The 16941-nt window shown below is 64.4% G+C and carries 16 protein-coding genes; 7 read left to right on the forward strand and 9 right to left on the reverse strand.

Translation table 11 applies throughout. The features are described from left to right. The first annotated feature begins 14 nt into the window (after positions 1 to 14). From ACF8K2_RS26720 to ACF8K2_RS26740, 5 genes are all read left to right on the forward strand, one after another. On the forward strand, positions 15 to 671 hold the full coding sequence (locus tag ACF8K2_RS26720; protein WP_392469108.1) for an alginate O-acetyltransferase AlgF: 657 nt from the start codon (positions 15 to 17) through the stop codon (positions 669 to 671). A 33-nt stretch (positions 672 to 704) separates the two neighbouring features. Beyond that, positions 705 to 2159 (forward strand): mannose-1-phosphate guanylyltransferase/mannose-6-phosphate isomerase, encoded by a 1455-nt coding sequence (locus ACF8K2_RS26725; RefSeq protein WP_186553811.1) that lies wholly within the window; start codon positions 705 to 707, stop codon positions 2157 to 2159. 282 nt (positions 2160 to 2441) lie between these two features. Beyond that, positions 2442 to 2906, forward strand: coding sequence for a multidrug transporter (locus ACF8K2_RS26730; protein ID WP_392469110.1), 465 nt, complete (start codon positions 2442 to 2444; stop codon positions 2904 to 2906). 72 nt (positions 2907 to 2978) lie between these two features. Beyond that, positions 2979 to 3542, forward strand: coding sequence for a TlpA family protein disulfide reductase (locus ACF8K2_RS26735; RefSeq protein ID WP_392469112.1), 564 nt, complete (start codon positions 2979 to 2981; stop codon positions 3540 to 3542). Then, a complete protein-coding gene (locus ACF8K2_RS26740) occupies positions 3427 to 4203 on the forward strand; it encodes an SDR family oxidoreductase (RefSeq protein ID WP_392469129.1) in 777 nt (258 codons plus the stop codon). The genes ACF8K2_RS26735 and ACF8K2_RS26740 overlap by 116 nt, the downstream gene beginning before the upstream one ends. Positions 4204 to 4329: 126 nt before the next feature. Here ACF8K2_RS26740 and ACF8K2_RS26745 read toward each other — a convergent pair whose 3' ends face one another. From ACF8K2_RS26745 to ACF8K2_RS26765, 5 genes are all read right to left on the reverse strand, one after another. After that, a complete protein-coding gene (locus ACF8K2_RS26745; RefSeq protein ID WP_392469114.1) occupies positions 4330 to 4842 on the reverse strand; it encodes an SDR family NAD(P)-dependent oxidoreductase in 513 nt (170 codons plus the stop codon). Positions 4843 to 4900: 58 nt separating this feature from the next. Continuing rightward, on the reverse strand, positions 4901 to 6349 hold the full coding sequence (locus ACF8K2_RS26750) for an efflux transporter outer membrane subunit (RefSeq protein WP_392469117.1): 1449 nt from the start codon (positions 6347 to 6349) through the stop codon (positions 4901 to 4903). Then, a complete protein-coding gene (locus tag ACF8K2_RS26755; protein ID WP_392469119.1) occupies positions 6346 to 7407 on the reverse strand; it encodes an HlyD family secretion protein in 1062 nt (353 codons plus the stop codon). Before ACF8K2_RS26755 ends, ACF8K2_RS26750 begins: the two co-directional genes overlap by 4 nt. Before the next feature lie 29 nt (positions 7408 to 7436). Then, complete coding sequence (locus ACF8K2_RS26760) at positions 7437 to 8978, reverse strand: MFS transporter (RefSeq protein WP_186553805.1); 1542 nt, start codon at positions 8976 to 8978, stop codon at positions 7437 to 7439. Between the two features lie 231 nt (positions 8979 to 9209). Beyond that, positions 9210 to 10118, reverse strand: a complete 909-nt coding sequence (locus ACF8K2_RS26765; RefSeq protein WP_186553804.1) for a LysR family transcriptional regulator — start codon at positions 10116 to 10118, stop codon at positions 9210 to 9212. A 263-nt stretch (positions 10119 to 10381) separates the two neighbouring features. On the opposite strand from ACF8K2_RS26765, the gene ACF8K2_RS26770 reads away from it, so the two are divergent. After that, on the forward strand, positions 10382 to 10828 hold the full coding sequence (locus tag ACF8K2_RS26770; protein WP_392469121.1) for a universal stress protein: 447 nt from the start codon (positions 10382 to 10384) through the stop codon (positions 10826 to 10828). A gap of 141 nt (positions 10829 to 10969) precedes the next feature. On the opposite strand, the gene ACF8K2_RS26775 is transcribed toward ACF8K2_RS26770, so the two are convergent. From ACF8K2_RS26775 to ACF8K2_RS26790, 4 genes are read right to left on the reverse strand one after another with little or no spacing between them, the layout of a single operon-like run. Continuing rightward, positions 10970 to 11830: an HlyD family secretion protein gene (locus ACF8K2_RS26775; RefSeq protein WP_186553802.1), complete on the reverse strand. Its 861-nt coding sequence runs from the start codon at positions 11828 to 11830 to the stop codon at positions 10970 to 10972. Positions 11831 to 11840: 10 nt separating this feature from the next. Next, entirely contained in the window at positions 11841 to 12041 is a 201-nt protein-coding gene (locus ACF8K2_RS26780) for a DUF1656 domain-containing protein (RefSeq protein ID WP_186553801.1), read from the reverse strand. Then, the gene (locus ACF8K2_RS26785) at positions 12031 to 14208 is read right to left on the reverse strand and encodes an FUSC family protein (RefSeq protein ID WP_392469124.1); all 2178 of its coding nucleotides are present in this window, start codon (positions 14206 to 14208) and stop codon (positions 12031 to 12033) included. The genes ACF8K2_RS26780 and ACF8K2_RS26785 overlap by 11 nt, the downstream gene beginning before the upstream one ends. Further along, positions 14205 to 15731, reverse strand: coding sequence for an efflux transporter outer membrane subunit (locus ACF8K2_RS26790; protein ID WP_392469126.1), 1527 nt, complete (start codon positions 15729 to 15731; stop codon positions 14205 to 14207). The genes ACF8K2_RS26785 and ACF8K2_RS26790 overlap by 4 nt, the downstream gene beginning before the upstream one ends. Positions 15732 to 15913: 182 nt before the next feature. On the opposite strand from ACF8K2_RS26790, the gene ACF8K2_RS26795 reads away from it, so the two are divergent. Next, entirely contained in the window at positions 15914 to 16861 is a 948-nt protein-coding gene (locus ACF8K2_RS26795; RefSeq protein WP_186553798.1) for a LysR family transcriptional regulator, read from the forward strand. The last annotated feature ends 80 nt before the right edge of the window (positions 16862 to 16941 follow it).

The raw sequence follows: 16941 nt of genomic DNA on the forward strand, positions 1-16941 counted from the left end.
AGAGGAACACGCACATGACCCATAAGCCATCTTTTGCCAAAGCCCTCACCCTCGCAGCCGGCCTGTCCCTTTCCGCGCTGGCCTCGGTACAAGCCTTCGCCGGCGCTGACGCGGCCCTGTACGGCCCAAGCGCGCCTAAAGGCTCGACCTTCGTGCGCCTGTACAACGCCAGCAGCGCACCGACCGCCGCCAGTGTCGGCAACACCCAGATCAAGCAGGTTGGCGCGCAAGCCAGCAGCGACTTCAGCTTCCTCCCAGGCGGCGACTACACCGCCCAGGTCGCGGGCAAATCGGTGCCGGTCAAGCTCGCCTCGGACAAGTACTACACCCTGGTCAACAACAGCGGCGGCAACCCGCAGTTGATCGAAGAGCCGCCGTTCAAGAACAAGCAAAAAGCCCTGGTCCGCGTGCAGAACCTGACCGACCAGCAACTGACCCTGAAGACCGCCGACGGCAAGACCGAAGTGGTCAAGCCGGTGGCCGCCAACGGCCGCGGCGAGCGTGAGATCAACCCGGTCAAGGTCAACCTGGCCCTGTACCAAGGAGACAAGAAAGTCGGCGACGTCAAACCCGTCGCCCTGGAACGCGGCGAAGCTGCCGTGCTGTACGTCACTGGCTCCGGCAGCAGCCTGTCGCCGGTGTGGGTAACCCGCCCTGTGTCCACTAACTGATCCCCTGCCTCTGTCGACCTTTGGAGAAACATCATGATTCCGGTAATTCTTTCTGGTGGTAGCGGTTCGCGTCTGTGGCCTCTGTCGCGCAAGCAGTTCCCCAAGCAGTTCCTCGCCCTGACCGGTGAGCACACCCTGTTCCAGCAGACCCTCGAGCGCTTGGTGTTCGAAGGCATGCAGGCGCCGATCGTGGTCTGCAACAAAGACCACAAGTTCATCGTTCAAGAGCAACTGAGCGCGCTGAACCTTGAGACCCAGGCGATCCTGATGGAGCCGTTCGGCCGTAACACCGCGCCAGCGGTGGCGATGACCGCGATGAAGCTGGTCAACGAAGGTTGCGATGAGCTGATGCTGGTGCTGCCGGCCGACCATGTGATCGATGACCAAAAAGCCCTGCAACGCGCCCTGGCCCTGGCCACCGTGGCGGCCGAGCGCGGCGAAATGGTGCTGTTCGGCGTGCCGGCGACCAAACCGGAAACCGGCTATGGCTACATCCGCTCCAGCCAGGACGCGCTGCTGCCCGAAGGCGTGGCCCGGGTTGCCCAGTTCGTCGAAAAACCGGACGAAAAACGCGCCACCGAGTTCGTCCGCGCCGGCGGCTACTTCTGGAACAGCGGCATGTTCCTGTTCCGCGCCAGCCGCTTCCTCGAAGAGCTGAAAAAGCACGATCCGGACATCTACGACACCTGCCTGCTGGCCCTGGAGCGCAGCGATGAACAAGGCGACACCCTGAGCATCGACGAAGCCACCTTCGCCTGCTGCCCGGACAACTCCATCGACTACGCGGTGATGGAAAAGACCCAGCGCGCCTGCGTGGTGCCGCTGTCGGCCGGCTGGAGCGATGTCGGCTGCTGGTCGTCGCTGTGGGACGTGCACGAGAAAGACGACAACGGCAACGTCACCAAAGGCGATGTGGTGGTGCAGGACAGCCGCAATTGCATGATCCACGGCAACGGCAAGCTGGTGTCGGTGATCGGCCTTGAGAACATCGTCGTGGTCGAGACCAAGGACGCCATGATGATCGCCCACAAGGACAAGGTCCAAGGCGTCAAGCAGATGGTCAACACCCTCGACAAGCAAGGCCGCAGCGAGACCCAGAACCACCTTGAGGTTTACCGCCCGTGGGGCTCGTACGACTCGGTCGACATGGGTGGGCGTTTCCAGGTCAAGCACATCACGGTCAAGCCCGGTGCCAGCCTGTCGCTGCAGATGCACCACCACCGCGCCGAGCACTGGATCGTGGTCTCGGGCACAGCCGAGGTGACCTGTGACGAGAACGTGTTCCTGCTCACCGAGAACCAGTCGACCTACATCCCGATCGCCTCGATCCACCGCCTGCGCAACCCCGGCAAGATCCCCCTGGAGATCATCGAAGTGCAGTCCGGCAGCTACTTGGGCGAGGATGATATCGAGCGCTTCGAGGACGTCTACGGGCGCACCTCCACGCCGATGGAGCGTGGGGTTTCGGTGAAGACCATCGCCCAGTAAGCGTTTCCCTGAACACCTGGGGACATTGACTACGTGGTAACTACGTGGGAGCGGGCTTGCCCCGCGATAGCGTCATGGCAGACAACGCAATCACTCTGTCAGATCGCTATCGCGGGGCAAGCCCGCTCCCACGCCCCCCGCCTATTGGTTCCCTCAACCAACAGTTCCATCAACCAACAGGTCCACGCAGCCACCCTTGCGTGCGCCAACGTTGCTTTTTGAGGTGAACCCCTTTTACAGCTACGATGGTCAAACCCGCCCAACCAAGGCATGCCCTGCACAATGATCATCGGCGCTCTGCTCATCCTCACCTGGCTGGTCCTGCTCCTGCGCTACCCGGCCAAGGCCCTGCCGGTCTCCCTGGCCGCCGTATTGGGCCTGGGGCTGGTTGCGCTGTGGGTAGTCTGGCAAGACAGCCGCGAATCTTCGCAGCTGGCCCGCCTGGAATTGCGCCTGACCTACGCTCCAGATCAGTGTCCTGCCGACCGCGCCTTGCGCGTGACCATGAAAAACGGCAACAAGGCCCCCCTCACCGAACTGCGCTGGCGAGTCGGCGCCTATGCGCCGGGCGACACCGTCAACCTCGCTGAAAGTACCTACAGCGCACCGCGCTACCGTGGCCCGGGCGAATTGCAACCCGGCGCCGAGTGGAGCGACTGCCTGCCCTTGCCTCCGCTGCGTTCAGGCTATCGCCCGCAAACCCTGGAGTTTCGTCCAGAACACCTGCAAGGCTCGTTTGCCAACTAGCATTTTTGTCAGTTTCGCCGCTGCACCACCTGGCATTGAATAGGCGCATTGCATTGTCAGGAGGACGTTGTCGTGCACCTGCATCCACTCTGCGACCCCGATGCCCTGGACGACCTGCTCGATGCCGAACGCCGCGAGCGGCGCAGCGTGATCTTCGTCGGTTCGCACAGTTGCCCGCCGTGCAACAGCCTGCGGCCGGTCTATAAACGCCTGGCGCGCCGCCTGCGGGGCATCACCTTTTACGACTTGAACCTCGACCAGTTCGAAGATCCCGCCTGGGAGGGCTGGCTAACCGCCGTGTTCAAGGACCTCGACCTGCGCTACATCCCCTCGCAGATCCTGCTGCCGGTCAAAGGCTCAGCACAGGTGGTGCGCGTTGGCCGCGCGGCACCGTTGCGTCAGGCATTGGCAAGGCTGCATGGCCCCGGCTGCGCTATGATCGAACCTTCATCCCTTTTGCGCAGACCCCGCCATGCCCACAGTTCTCATCACCGGCTGCTCCAGCGGCATCGGCCGCGCCCTGGCCAACGCCTTCCGCGATACTGGTCACGAAGTCTGGGCCACGGCCCGCAAGCTCGAGGATGTGCAGCGACTGAGCGCGGCTGGTTTCTGCGCACGACAGCTGGATGTCAATGATGCCCACGGCCTGACGCAGTTGGCCGGCGAGCTCGAACAGCGCCATGGTGGCCTGGATATCCTGATCAACAACGCCGGCTACGGCGCCATGGGGCCGCTGCTCGATGGCGGGGTCGAGGCGCTGCGTCAGCAGTTCGAGACCAACGTATTCGCCGTGGTCGGCGTGACCCGTGCGCTGTTCCCGCTGCTACGTCGCAACCGCGGCCTGGTGGTGAATATCGGCAGTGTTTCCGGGGTGTTGGTGACGCCGTTTGCCGGCGCCTACTGCGCCTCGAAAGCCGCCGTGCATGCACTCAGTGATGCCCTGCGCCTGGAGCTGGCGCCGTTCGGCATCCGGGTGATGGAAGTACAGCCTGGGGCGATTGCTTCGCAGTTTGCCAGCAATGCCCAGCAGCAGGCCGAGCAGGTATTGGTGGCTGATTCACCGTGGTGGCCGCTGCGCGAACATATCCAGGCACGCGCGCGCGCTTCGCAGGACAAACCCACACCGGCCGCGCAGTTCGCTCAGGGACTATTGGCGGCGACACAGAAGTCGCCGACGCCGGCGCTGGTGCGCCTGGGCAATGGCAGCACCGCGCTACCGCTGCTGGCGCGCTTGCTGCCGCAGCGGTTGCTCGACAAGGTGCTGCGCAAGCGCTTTGGATTGTTGCGACCGCTTTGACTGTGGTGACCTCTTCGCGGGCAAGCCCGCTCCCACAGGGCCCGAGTCGTTTGAGCCAGGTGTGTAGAGCCTGAGACCGACGCTGTACCTGTGGGAGCGGGCTTACCCGCGAAGAGGCCGGCACAGTCAGCACAAGGGCTGGACGCCAACCGCAGCCAGATCAACCACCCTGGTCGCCACCTGCTCCGCCACCCCAGGCACAACCGCATCAACCCTCACCCCAGTGCTGGCCAAGGTCTCGCCCATCCCGCGCACTAGAGTCTTCAGCTCGCGCTCAGCGCACAGAAACACCAGCCGCCCCCAGTTACGCGCCACCATTCCCTGGGCGTAATGGCGTGCCAGGCTGGTAGCGCAGGCTTGGACCACGGCTAAGCCGTTGACCAGGATGTCAGTGTGCGGCACGCGCTCGATCAGCGTCTGGGTGCCCTGGTCAGTGCTCAGGTCGGCAGCGACGCCGATGATACGAGCGGCGGGAAGTGCCTCGCGCACCTGCCTGAACGCTTCATCGACGTGGGCTTGACTGCGGCCGTTAAGCACCACTTCGGCGCCGGCCTGGACCAAGCCGATCACGATCGCCAAACCCAGCCCAGTGGTGGAGGCAGTGACGATGGCGCGCTTGCCGTTCAGGGGAAGATGCATCTGCGGCCTCCTCGTTAGTTGGTTGGGGCTTGCTTTGCAGCCGCAAAGCGGCCCCGCTTCACACCCTAGGCGGCTCTTGGTCAAACGCCTGCCACCCCCCACCCAACGCCTTGTACAAACCCACCATGGCCTGCGAAACCGCCGCCGAGCTGTCGATCCACTGCTCTTCACTGGCCAACAACGCCGACTGCACGCTCAGCACATTGAGAAAGTCCACCGCCCCTTCGACGTACTGGCGCTGAGCGGTTTGCAAGGCAATCCGGTTCTCCCGCACCGCCTCGGCCAAATGATCGCGGCGCAGCTGACTGGCGTTATACAAGCGCAACACATCGTCGATCTCATGCCAGGCAGCCAGCACCACCTTGCGGTAGTTCAGCGCCGCTTCCTGTTGCTGGGCCTCGCGCAATTGCAAAGTCCCGGTCAGCCTGCCGCCTTCGAAAATCGGCAGCGACAACTGCGGGCCAAAGGCAAACCGGCGTGAGTCCCACGCGCCAAAATCAGACAGCTGCATGGCCTGGAAACCCATGCTGCCGGACAAGCGAATACTGGGGTAGAAATCCGCCTTGGCCACGCCGATGCTGGCAGTGGCGGCATGCAAGCGCGCTTCGGCCTGGCGGATATCCGGGCGGCGCTCAGCCAGCTCAGATGGCACGCCAATGGCGAATTTCTCCTGCGGCGCCGGCAGCTCGCCGGTCTTCAGCAGCTCGCTCTGCAAGCTGCGCGGTGGCTCGGCGGCGAGCAGGCTCAGGGCGTTGATCAGGTCATCGCGGCGCGCCTCCAGCGTTGGCAGGCGCGCTTCGATCGAGGCCACCTGGGCCCCGGCCTGGGCCACATCCAAACGGGTGGCAACGCCTTGCGCCTGACGATCCCGGGACAGCTCCAGGCTGTGCTGGGCGACCTTGAGGTTGTCCTGAGTGACCTCCAGGGTGTGCTGTACGGCGCGCAGCTGAATGTAGTTACCGGCAGTTTCCGACAGCAACGCCAGCAGCACCCCGCGCCGATCATTCTCGGCCACGGCCACCGTCGCATCGGCGGCTTCCACCTGCCGCCGTACCCGGCCCCACAGGTCCAGCTCCCAGCCTGCGACCAAGTCGCCCTGCCACAGATTGAACGCCGACTTGCCGGCCTTACCGGACGGGTCGCTGAGGCCTTCGGCGCTATTGCGGGCACGACTGTAACCGGCATTGGCATCCACCGACGGCGCCTGCTCGGCCGCCACGCTGCTGCGCAGGGCGCGGCTTTGCAGCAGGCGGGCGCTGGCCATCTGCAAGTCGAGGTTGCGCTCGGCGACGCGCTGGATCAGGGCGCTGAGCTGGGCATCGTGAAAGCTGTCCCACCAGCGCAGCTCCAGCGGTTCGGCCACCGGCTGGCTAGCCGCAGCCTGGCCTTGTAGCGCCGCCCAGTCCTGCGGCGCTTGGCTGTCAGGGCGCTGGAAGTCCGGCCCGAGGGTGCAGCCTGCCAGCAGTACGGCAAGCAGCAGTGGGCTCAAGGGCAATAGCGGTTTCATCGCGCAGTCACCTCTTTGCCTGCGAGGGTGTCGCCTTGGGTGTCGATTGTGGCTACCACCGACATCCCCACGCGCAGGCGCTGCAGCAGTGGCTGGCCGTCATCGAAGACGATCTTCACCGGGATGCGCTGGACCACCTTGGTGAAGTTGCCGGTGGCGTTGTCCGGCTTGACTGCGGCGAAGGTCACGCCCGTGGCCGGGGCGATGCTCTGGACATGGCCCTTGAGGGTTTCGCCAGCGAAGGTGTCGACGCTGATGCTCACTGGCTGCCCGGGTTGCACGTGGGTCAGTTGGGTTTCCTGGAAGTTACCCACGACATAGGCCTGCTCCAGCGGCACCACCGACAGCAAGTGTGCGCCCGGATTGACGTAGGCACCGACGCGCAAGGCGCGCTCGCCGACCATGCCGTCGACGGGGGCGGTGATGCGGGTATAGGACAAATCCAGCTCGGCCTTCTCCACCCCGGCTTCGGCCCGCTTGAGCTGGCCATCGGCGCTGGCGACCTGGGCACTGAGAATGTCCACCTGCTTGCGGGTGGCGACCAATGCCGCCTGGGTGTTGGCCAGGCGCGCACGGGCCTGATCGACCCGGCTGCGCGCTTGCTGGGCATTCTGCACGGTACCGGCGCCCTGCTCGGCCAGACGGCTGTAGCGATTGACCTCATGCTCGGCGAAGGCCATCTCAGCCTGGGCCGCTTTCACCGCCGCCTCAGCCTGTGCGATCAGAGAGCCTTGGCGGTCGAGCGTGGCGCGGGCATCGGCGCTTTGCGCCTTGGCTACCAGCAACTGCGCTTGCGCAGCATCGAGGGCGGCCTGATAGTCGCGCGCATCGATCGTCGCCAGCAACTGGCCGGCCTCGACCTGCTGGTTGTCCTCGACCAAGACCTCTTTGATGAAGCCTGCCACTTTCGGCGCGACCACGGTGTAGTCGGCGATCACGTAGGCATCGTTGGTCCGTTGCTGATGGTCGCTGCCGAGCAGCCACGGGCCAACCAGGCCGGCCAGGACGGCCACGGCCAGCACCGAGCCGATGACGAGAGTCTTGCGATTGTTGGTCATGTTCTGTGTTCTCGAATTCATCCAGGGGTTCAGGCCACCGCACGCGGTGGATAGACCCGAGTGGGCACGAAAGGAATAAGGCAGATAAGGGCCACGGCGATGCCCGCCATGACCAGGTACAGATCGGCCGAGGTCAGCACCAGGGCCTGTTGATGGATGCGTTGCGCAAGGCCTGCGGCGCGATCATCGATCAGCGGCGCATTGCCCAGGCTGTCCACCAGGTGGTTGGAATGAAAATGCCGGCGCAGGGTCCCCAGGGCATCAAGCAGGCCGGTGGCGATCACCGCAGACAAGCCCTTGACGGTGTTGAACCAGGACGAGGCGAACGGCCCTTCCTGCGGCGTCATGCCGTTGGTGGAAAGCATCAGCAGCGGCAGCACGGCCATCGGCTGGCCAAACACCTGCAGCAAGTAGAAACCGTAGAAGTTGTCGCGAATCCACTGCGAGGTCAGCAGGCTGCTGCCCACGCACGACAGCGCCAGCATCGCCAGGCCAACCGCCAGCACCCAACGGCAATCCACTGCGCGGATGTTGCACAGCGCAGCAGTCAGCGGCAGGGCCAGCAGTTGCGGCATGGCCACCAGCATCATCAATGGGCTGGTCTGCGCCGGCCGATAGCCCTGGATCTGCGCCAGGTACGCCGATGGAATTGTGCCCACACCGGAAAGCACGATCAGCACGCCGGCCAAGGTCACCAGGGCGAAACTCAGGTTGCGCCGCGAGAGCATGCGCAGTTGAAAGAACGGCAGCGGCTCGGACCATTCGTTGTACATGAACAGCACCAACAGCAGCAGTCCGCCACCGAGCAGCCAGCAGATCAGCGGCGAGTCGAACCAGCCCCAGCGGTCACCCAGCGACAGGCCGAGGACGATGCAACTGAGCGCCGGTAAACCGAGCAGCACCCCGCGCCAGTCGAACTGTTTGAAGCGCTCCAGGCGCAGCGGGTCTTGCGGCAGGCCCCAGCCGACGCAGGCCATCGCCAGCAGGGAAGGCAGGATGATCTGCCAGAACGCCCACTGCCAGCCGACATATTCGGTCCACAACCCCGCCAGCGGCGTGCCAAGGTTAGGGCCGAAGGTGGCTGTCAGGGCGTAGCAGGCCAGGCCATAGACCTTGATCCCCGGCGGCAGGAAGCGCAGGGCGACGCTCATCAGCATTGGCGGCAAGGCGCCTGAGGCCAGGCCTTGCACGACGCGCAGCAGCATCAGGCTGTGCAGGTTGGGTGCATAGGGTTGCAGCAAGCCGAGCACAGCGAACAAGCCGATGGCAGTCAGGGTGAAGCGGCGTAGCGAGAAGGTCGTGGCCAGCCAGGGTGAAAACGCCATGGCCGACACCGAAGCCGCGGCGTACACCGCCAGCAGCCAGGCGCCCTCGTCGGCGCCGATGCCCATGGCGCCGCGGATATCGGCTAGGGAAATCTTCGTCACCGCTTCGTTGAGACCCGCGCAGAGCACTGCCAGCAGTACGCCAAACAAGCCGACCACCACCCGCAGGCCAAACGCCGTTTGCGCAGGCGCAGCAGGCGCCGAGGCGGTAGCGAGCGCGGCGGTAGGCGCGGTCAAAGAACTCATGGACGGACATCTCCAGCAACATAATCGGGGCTGGAGCAAGTCTAAGAAGGTCGAATACTTACGAAAACTGACTTATCGGCAGTTTTAAGTTGCATCAGGCGCAATCCGCTTTAACCGCGTCGCCTTATTCGCGGGCAAGCCCGCTCTCACAGGATGGGTGTGTACTCACTGTTTGTGTCCGGCGCGCTCAGTGTGGGAGCGGGCTTGCCCGCGAAGCAGACACCGCCGATGTCACGGATCGACACTGCAACAAGCTTTCAAGGTCTGGCGCAACCAGCGGTGCGCCGGATCACTGTGAAAACGTGGGTGCCACGCCTGCATCACATTGACCCGTTCCAACGGCACCGGGATCTCGAACGAACGCAGCGGCAGTCCGAGCTTGGTAACGCTGTTGAGGATATTGGCCGGCATCGGCAGGATCAGGTCCGAATCGGGCAGCGAGAACAGCGCCGAGTGAAAACTTGGGGTAATCAGCGCCACCCGCCGCTGCACCTTGAAGTTGGCCAGCTCGACATCGATCGGGCCATTGGCCCGGCCGCGCCGCGACACGCTGATCTGTGGATAAGCGGCAAAGCGCGCCGGGGTGATCTCGGCATCGAAGATCGGATGATCGCGGCGCGCCAAGCCAACATAAAAGGTATGGAACAAGCTCTGCACCTTGATCTCTGGCGCCAGGTCGATGCTTGAGCTGATCACCAGGTCAGTGCGCCCATCGCGCAGCACGCTGTCATCATCACCGCCTGGGCTCTCGGGCACGAAGCGCAGCACCGTGCGCGGTGCCTGTTCGTGCATCATGCGCAACAGCTGGGCGCCGTACAGGGCGATGAACAGGTCGTTGGTGCGGATATTGAAGGCCCGATCCAGGTTGAGCAGGTCGACGTCCTCGGCGCTGCGAAACACCTGCCCGGCCTGCTCGACCAGCAGGCTGACCTGCTCGCGCAGGGCCAGGGCGCGTGGCGTGGGGACCAGGCCGCGACCCGCACGCACCAGGATCGGATCGCCCAGTGCATCGCGGATGCGCCCCAGCGTTCGGCTCATGGCTGCCGGGCTCAGGTTCATGCGCTGGGCCGCGCCAACCACGCTGCCTTCATCGAGCAGGGCGTCGAGGGCGACGAGCAGGTTCATGTCCGGGAGTTGCATGGCCGTGGTCCGTGGCGGCTGGGGGAAGCGCGATGTTAACAGGTCGTCGATTGCGCCAGACGCAACGGCGCCGTGCGTGGGGGGCTATTTATCCTGATCGGTGGATCGGCTCAGAATGCTGTAGCGACTTTGCCGGCCTCATCGCGGGGCAAGCCCGCTCCCACGCAGTTCTCGGTGTGAGAGAAATTGCGTGGGAGCGGGCTTGCCCCGCGATGAGGCCGGCAGTTGTTGCATCATTTCCTGCCCCAGACCGAGGAGCCTGCATGCCCCGCCCCGTCCTGATCGCCATCGACGCCTCCCCCGCTGCCAGCGCCCTGCTTAACCTGGCGCTGCGCTACTGCCGCCCGGCCGAGCAGCAATTGCACGTGCTGATGGCCATCGATTCAAGCTTTGCTGTGCACGACAAGCCCCTTCCCTTCAGCGCAGGCGAGCTGGAGGAATACCCCGCCGCCTGCGAAGAACAACAACTGGCCGAGCAGGCCGTGTCCGAGGCGCTGACAACCCTGCGCAACGCAGGTTTCAATGCGCAAGGCTGCATGATCGCCGCTGAGCCGGTCGAGGCCATCGTCGACAAGGCCAAGGCGCTGGACTGCGAACTGATCATCATCGGCCACCGCCACCTGTCGCGGCTGGGGCGGCTGCTGGACCCGTCGATCAGCGCCAAGGTGATCGATCGGGTGCAGATTCCGGTGTTGGTTGGGGCTGCGTAACCTGGGTGGATTGACTGACGCCATCGCGGGGCTAGCCCGCTCCCACGCCATTTCTCTAACACCGAGAACTGCGTGGGAGCGGGCTACGTGGGAGCGGGCTTGCCCCGCGATGGCGCCAAAAGGCTCACTGCAAGTGCTGGATCAACCCTCGCCAGGCTTGACCACCACGGTACAGGTGGTCCCTGCCGCCAACAAAAACCCGTCCGGCACTTCATCGATGTGAATCCGCACCGGCACCCGCTGGGCCAAGCGCACCCAGTTGAAGGTCGGGTTCACATCGGCAATCAATTCGCGGCTCTGCGGGTTGTCGCGGTCATAGATCCCGCGAGCGATGCTCTCCACATGGCCCTTGATCCGCTCGCCACTCATCATCTGCAGCTCGGCCTGATCGCCCACCTTCACATGCGGCAGCTTGGTCTCTTCAAAGAACCCATACACCCAGAACGAGTTCTCATCGACCACTGCCATCACCGGCTCGCCGGTACGCGCATAGTCGCCACGATGGATATTCAGGTTGGTCACGTAACCGTCGACAGTGGCCACGATACGCGTGCGCTTGAGGTTGAGCTCGGCTGCCGCCAATTGCGCCTGGGCCTGCTGGTAATCGGCCAGGGCGGAGCTAGCGATGTTGCTGGCGTCGTCGCGGTTTTCCTTGGAGATCACCAGGTTGTCCATATCGGCGCGGCGCTTGGCGTTGACCTTGCGCATCTCCCAGGTGGCCTTGCGCGAAGCGACCAGGGCCTTGGCCTGATCGACCGCGACCTGGTAGTGCTCGGCGTCGATCTGGATCAGCACATCGCCCTTCTTTACCCGCTGGTTATCGCGCACCGGCACGTCGGTGACATAGCCCGGCACGTCGGCGGCGACGTTGATGATGTCGGCGCGCACGCGGCCGTCGCGGGTCCACGGGGTGGTCATGTAGTGCAGCCACAACTGGCGGCCGATGGCCACGGCGGCGACCAGCACCAGCAGGGTGGCAATCAGGCTGAAGAACTTTTTCATCGAAGGATTCTCACCAGTAGACAGACAGCGCCATGGCGCCAAAAAGGCAGATGAACAGGCACAGGCGCAGCAACGCCGGGTGCCAGAAGAAGCGGTAGCCGTCAACGCTTGCGATGAAGCGGTCCAGGCCCCAGGCCAGGCCTGCGGCGAACAGGAACATCAAGGTCATGGTGGGCATGTACACGCCATGGAAGGCGATCTCACGGGGCATGGTGCAATCCTTTCGCCGGGGCCAGCGGCGACTGTGGGTCGAGCAGGGAAGTACGGATGAAGTGCAGGTAGCTTTGCGAGCGGCGCAGCACCGAGGTGTCGAAGTGACGGGCGAACGGCTCGTCGGTGGCTTGCACGCGACTGATCGCATGGTCCACCGCGACCAGCGCGCGCTCGTGGTTGCTGGCGTTGGGTTGCAGGAACAAGCGCGCCAGCGCCCGGCCCATCACCCGGATCGCCTGGCGCCAGGGCTGCGACTCGGCATAGGCCGGGTGCACTGGGGCGCGGTCCTGCTCCTTGCGCAGCTCGATGATGGCGTGGCCGACTTCCAGCACCACGAACATCCAGCGCATCAGTTCGCTCTGCACCTGCGGCTTGCCAGCGGCCAGGCCATAGGCTTGGTGCAGCAAGTCGCGGGTGCGGCTTTCGAATGCCGAGCTCAGCCCGCGCAGGCGCCCGCCGATGGCGAACAGCACCTGCTCACGCAGGTCGCGCTGCAAACGGCTCCACAGCCAGCGGCTGTTGGGCGGCAGGATGATCGCCCCGGCGGCAGCGCAAACCAGCATGCCGATGACCATGCCGATGTAGTCGTTGATGAAGGTGTAGGGGTTGTACACGGTGAGGTTGTTCGGCACCGAGCCGATGGCGAAGAACACCAGCAAGCCAATCCCGTAGCCGGCGTAGGCCGGGCGCGAGGAGAGGAACGCGCCAAGCACGAATACCGGCGCCAGGACCATGCACAACAGCGGGAAGCCATCGATCCAGGGGAAGACGAAGAAGGTTTCGAAGAAACCGATAAAGGCGCCGATCAGCGTGCCACAGGCCATCTGGAACGACATGCGCTTGGGGTTGGGCGAAGCCGCCGACAGGCCCACGGTGACGGTGGCGATCAGGGTCATCATCGCCCCGCTCGGCCAGTCGCTGATCAGCCAGTAGCTGCCCAGCAACAGCAGCACCGCCGAGGCGCGTACCCCGGCAGCCAGCGACACCAGCCAGTTGGTCTGCGACACGTAGGGTTCGTCCCACTGCTCGCGCTGATGGTTGTGCGCAGACAGCGAGGCGTGGGTTTCGGCGTAGCTGAACATCTCGTCGACGAAGCGGTACAGCAGCTCGAAGGCGGTGTGGAAGTCGAGCAGGTCGGCTTCGCTGGGGTTGGTCTCCAGGTACTCGGCGCGCAAGGTGCGTACCTGGGCTTGCAGGCCCTCCTTGTAGGCGGCCAGCTCCAGGGTCAGGCGCAGCGCATCGGCATCGGTCAGGGCCCGGCCGACGTAGGGTTCGAGCAACTCGGCGAGGGTTGCAAGCCCCGGCTCGATAGCGCCGACGATCTGCAACGGCCCGCGTGCGCGCAAGCGTTCGAGCAAGCGGTGCAGGGCATTGAAGCGGGTGGTGATGGCCATGAACTCGCTGTTCATGCGCACCAGGCGACCGCTGCGCCGACGCATGTGCGGGTCTTCGAAGGCGGTGACGTTACGCAGGCTTTCCAGGCCCACTGCCTCGGCGATGAAGCGCACGTTGCTGGTTTCGAAACGATCACGCTGGCTGTCGCCCCGCAGCGCCTCGACCACCACCCCTGCGAAGACGCCGAAGCGCTGGTACAGGGCGTTGCGCATGGCAGCGCTGGCCGACTGCGGCAGGATCGCGGCGCTGACCATGGTCGACACCAGAATCCCCAAGGAGATCTCCAGTACCCGCCACACGGCGGCCATGAAGGCTTGGTCAGGGTGCTCCAGCACCGGCAGGCCGATCATCGCCGCGGTGTAGCCGGCAAGCACGAAGCCGTAGGCGCGGAAAGTCCGGTAGCGCATGGCGCCTGCCGAGCACAGGCCCACCCACAGGGCCAGGCTGGGCAGGAACAGCTCGGTGTTCTGCGGGAAAAGCGCAATCAGGGCGACCATCATCGCTGAACCTGCCAAGGTGCCGAGCACCCGGTAGAAGCTCTTGGCGAACACATGCCCGCTCTGTGGCTGCATGACGATGAACACTGTGATCATCGCCGTGCGCGGCTGCGGCAGTTCCAGGCGCATGGCCAGCCACAGGGTGATGAAGGCTGCGGCCAGCACCTTGAAGATGTAGACCCAAGTCACCCCGTCGGTACGCGCCCAGGCGAAGAAGCCCCGGCGCCACTCCAGGCTTTGCAGCCAGCGCACGGGCAAGCTCGATGCGCTCATTGGCTGTGGTCCGGCTTGTCGAAGATGGCCAGGGTGGCTGGGGTTTTCGGCGCGGCCTGGCGTTGGTCGGCAGGTGCATCCTGACCCGCTTGCAGACCACCACCTAACGCTGTGACCAGCTCGGCATGGGCGGTCAGGCGCGCGGCCTGGACCTGCTGCTGCACTTGCTGCTGGCGGAACAACAAGGTCTGCGCATTGAGCACGTTGAGGTAGTCGGTCAGGCCGCGCTGGAACGCGACCAGGGCAATGTCGTAGGTCTTCTGCGCGGCGGCCACCGACTCTTGGGCAAAGTGCGCCTGCTCTTTCATCGACTCGCGGCGGATCAATTGATCGGAGATGTTCTTCAGCGCGCCGATCACGGTCTGGTTGTAGCGCGCCACGGCGACGTCATACCCTGCCGAGGCCACGCCCAACTGCGAGCGCAGGCGGCCACCATCGAAGATCGGCAAGCTGATGGCTGGGCCGACGTTGTAGTTGAATTTGCGCCCGGTGAGAAACTCCAGCGCGCCACCCCCGGTGGCCATGAAGCCCAAGCTGCCGACCAGGTCGACGTTGGGGAAGAAGCCTGCGTGTGCGACGTCGATACCCCGCGCCTGCGCCGCGACCTGCCAACGGCTGGCGACCACGTCGGGGCGCTGGCCGACCAATTCGGCGGGCAATGCCGAAGGCAAGGTCAGCGGTGCGCCAAGGGTCAGGCTCGGACGCTGGAGCTGCGCGCCCTGCCCCGGCCCCTTGCCGGCCAGGGCCGCCAGTTGGTTACGCGCCAGGGCGATTTCTTCATTGAGCGCATCGAGCTGGCGATGGGTCTCGGGCAGCGGCGCTTCGGCCTGGCTGACCTCGAAATGAGTGCCGATGCCGCCTTCCAGGCGACGCTTGGCCAGGCCCAGGATCTGCTCCTGCTGTTCGAGCTCGGACTTGACGATGTCGCGCTGGGCAAAGTGCAGGGCCAGTTGGATGTAGACCTTGACCAGGTTGTTTTCCAGCTCGAGCTGAGCCTGGCGCGCTTCGGCCACACTCATGTGGGCCAGGTCGACCGCCTGCTCGCTGGCGTTGCGCTCGCGCCCCCACAGGTCCAGGGCATAGCTCAGGCCAAGGGCGGCATTGTTGTCCCAGGTGTTGGCACCCGACAACGCGCCGGGGCCGTAGAACTGATCCTCTGGCCAGTTATGACGCTTGAGGCTGGCCTGGCCGTTGCCCTGGAGTTTCTCCGCCGATTCGACCACGCCGGCCATGGCCTTGGCTTCGCGCACTCGCGCTGCGGCCATCGCCAGGCTGGGGCTGCCGGCCAAGGCCAGGGCTACCCAACGGTCGAGCTGGGCATCGCCATAGGCGCGCCACCACTGCTGGTCGGGCCAGCGGGCGTCGCGGGCGGCCTCGCTGATGGCGTGGTCGGTGGCTAGGGTATTGGCTTGCAGCGTCTTGCTTTGCGGGGCGATACCCCAGGTTCCGATACAGCCAGACAAGGACAGGCTAAGGGCACAGGCACTGAGCGCATTCAGCGCTCTGATGATGCGACGCGGCACAGCTGCGATTTCCCGAGGAAAGAAGTGGATGAGGCCGGGCAATTCTAGGGGGCCGTCGCACTGGCGATAAGCGCATAATCCTGCGAATCTTTGTTACCAAAACAGCGATAATCCGGCTTTGGTCGAAGGAACAAATCTGTAACTTCGTGTCACAATTTCGGCCTCTACCTAGAGAGTGACCCATGGACACCCTGCAAAACATGCGTGCTTTCAGTTGCGTGGCCCAGCTCGGCAGCTTCACCGCTGCCGCAGTGCAACTGGACACCACCACCGCGAACGTGTCGCGGGCGGTCTCCAATCTGGAAGCCCATCTGCAAACTCGGCTGCTCAACCGCACCACCCGGCGCATCGCCCTGACCGAGGCGGGCAAGCGCTACCTGATGCGCTGCGAGCAAATCCTTACCTACGTGGAAGAAGCCGAAGCCGAAGCCAGCGATGCCCACGCCCGCCCTGCCGGGCAGTTGAAGGTGCATTCGATGACCGGCGTCGGCCAGCATTTCGTCGTCGATGCAATCGCCCGCTACCGCGAGTCGCACCCGGACGTGACCTTCGATTTGACCATGGCCAACCGCGTGCCCGACCTGCTCGACGAGGGTTACGACGTATCCATCGTGCTGGCCACCGAGCTGCCTGACTCAGGTTTTGTCTCGCAGCGCCTGGGGATCACCTACAGCATCGTCTGCGCCTCGCCCGAGTACGTCGCCAAGCATGGCATTGCGCAAAAGCCGATCGACCTGCTCAAGCACGCTTGCCTGCGCATGGTCAGCCCGGTGATTCCGCTGGAGAAATGGCTGTTCGACGGGCCGGAGGGCCAGGAGATGGTCAACATCACCAGCTCGCCGTTCCAGGTCAACTCCGCCGATGCGATGAAGACGGCGATCCGCAGTGGCATGGGGGTTGGCGTGCTGCCGATCTATTCGGCCATCGATGGCCTGCGCGATGGCAGCATCGTGCGGGTGATGCCCGATTACCGCTTGCAGGAGCTGAACCTGTACGCGATTTATCCGTCGCGCCAGTACCTGGATGCCAAGATCAAGACCTGGGTCGAATACCTGCGTAACTCGTTGCCGGAGATTCTAGCCGCGCACGAGGCGGACCTGAAAACCCACGAATTACTAGTCGCCAATTGAAAAACCTGCTGCACGGCGGTGAAGGACAATGGTAGGTTGCTAATCATTGGCTTCGTCATCGTCAGTGCCGGCCCCATCGC

Origin of the sequence: Pseudomonas sp. xss_2, from assembly GCF_043104195.1 — a bacterium.
Lineage (GTDB): Bacteria > Pseudomonadota > Gammaproteobacteria > Pseudomonadales > Pseudomonadaceae > Aquipseudomonas > Aquipseudomonas urmiensis.

Coding starts and splice junctions, on each gene's coding strand:
- ACF8K2_RS26720 (WP_392469108.1), top strand. CDS start 15: ATGACCCATAAGCCATCTTTTGCCAAAGCCCTCACCCTCGCAGCCGGC.
- ACF8K2_RS26725 (WP_186553811.1), top strand. CDS start 705: ATGATTCCGGTAATTCTTTCTGGTGGTAGCGGTTCGCGTCTGTGGCCT.
- ACF8K2_RS26770 (WP_392469121.1), top strand. CDS start 10,382: ATGCCCCGCCCCGTCCTGATCGCCATCGACGCCTCCCCCGCTGCCAGC.
- ACF8K2_RS26730 (WP_392469110.1), top strand. CDS start 2,442: ATGATCATCGGCGCTCTGCTCATCCTCACCTGGCTGGTCCTGCTCCTG.
- ACF8K2_RS26745 (WP_392469114.1), bottom strand. CDS start 4,842: ATGCATCTTCCCCTGAACGGCAAGCGCGCCATCGTCACTGCCTCCACC.
- ACF8K2_RS26780 (WP_186553801.1), bottom strand. CDS start 12,041: ATGCCCCGTGAGATCGCCTTCCATGGCGTGTACATGCCCACCATGACC.
- ACF8K2_RS26755 (WP_392469119.1), bottom strand. CDS start 7,407: ATGACCAACAATCGCAAGACTCTCGTCATCGGCTCGGTGCTGGCCGTG.
- ACF8K2_RS26795 (WP_186553798.1), top strand. CDS start 15,914: ATGGACACCCTGCAAAACATGCGTGCTTTCAGTTGCGTGGCCCAGCTC.
- ACF8K2_RS26785 (WP_392469124.1), bottom strand. CDS start 14,208: ATGAGCGCATCGAGCTTGCCCGTGCGCTGGCTGCAAAGCCTGGAGTGG.
- ACF8K2_RS26775 (WP_186553802.1), bottom strand. CDS start 11,830: ATGAAAAAGTTCTTCAGCCTGATTGCCACCCTGCTGGTGCTGGTCGCC.
- ACF8K2_RS26750 (WP_392469117.1), bottom strand. CDS start 6,349: ATGAAACCGCTATTGCCCTTGAGCCCACTGCTGCTTGCCGTACTGCTG.
- ACF8K2_RS26760 (WP_186553805.1), bottom strand. CDS start 8,978: ATGAGTTCTTTGACCGCGCCTACCGCCGCGCTCGCTACCGCCTCGGCG.
- ACF8K2_RS26765 (WP_186553804.1), bottom strand. CDS start 10,118: ATGCAACTCCCGGACATGAACCTGCTCGTCGCCCTCGACGCCCTGCTC.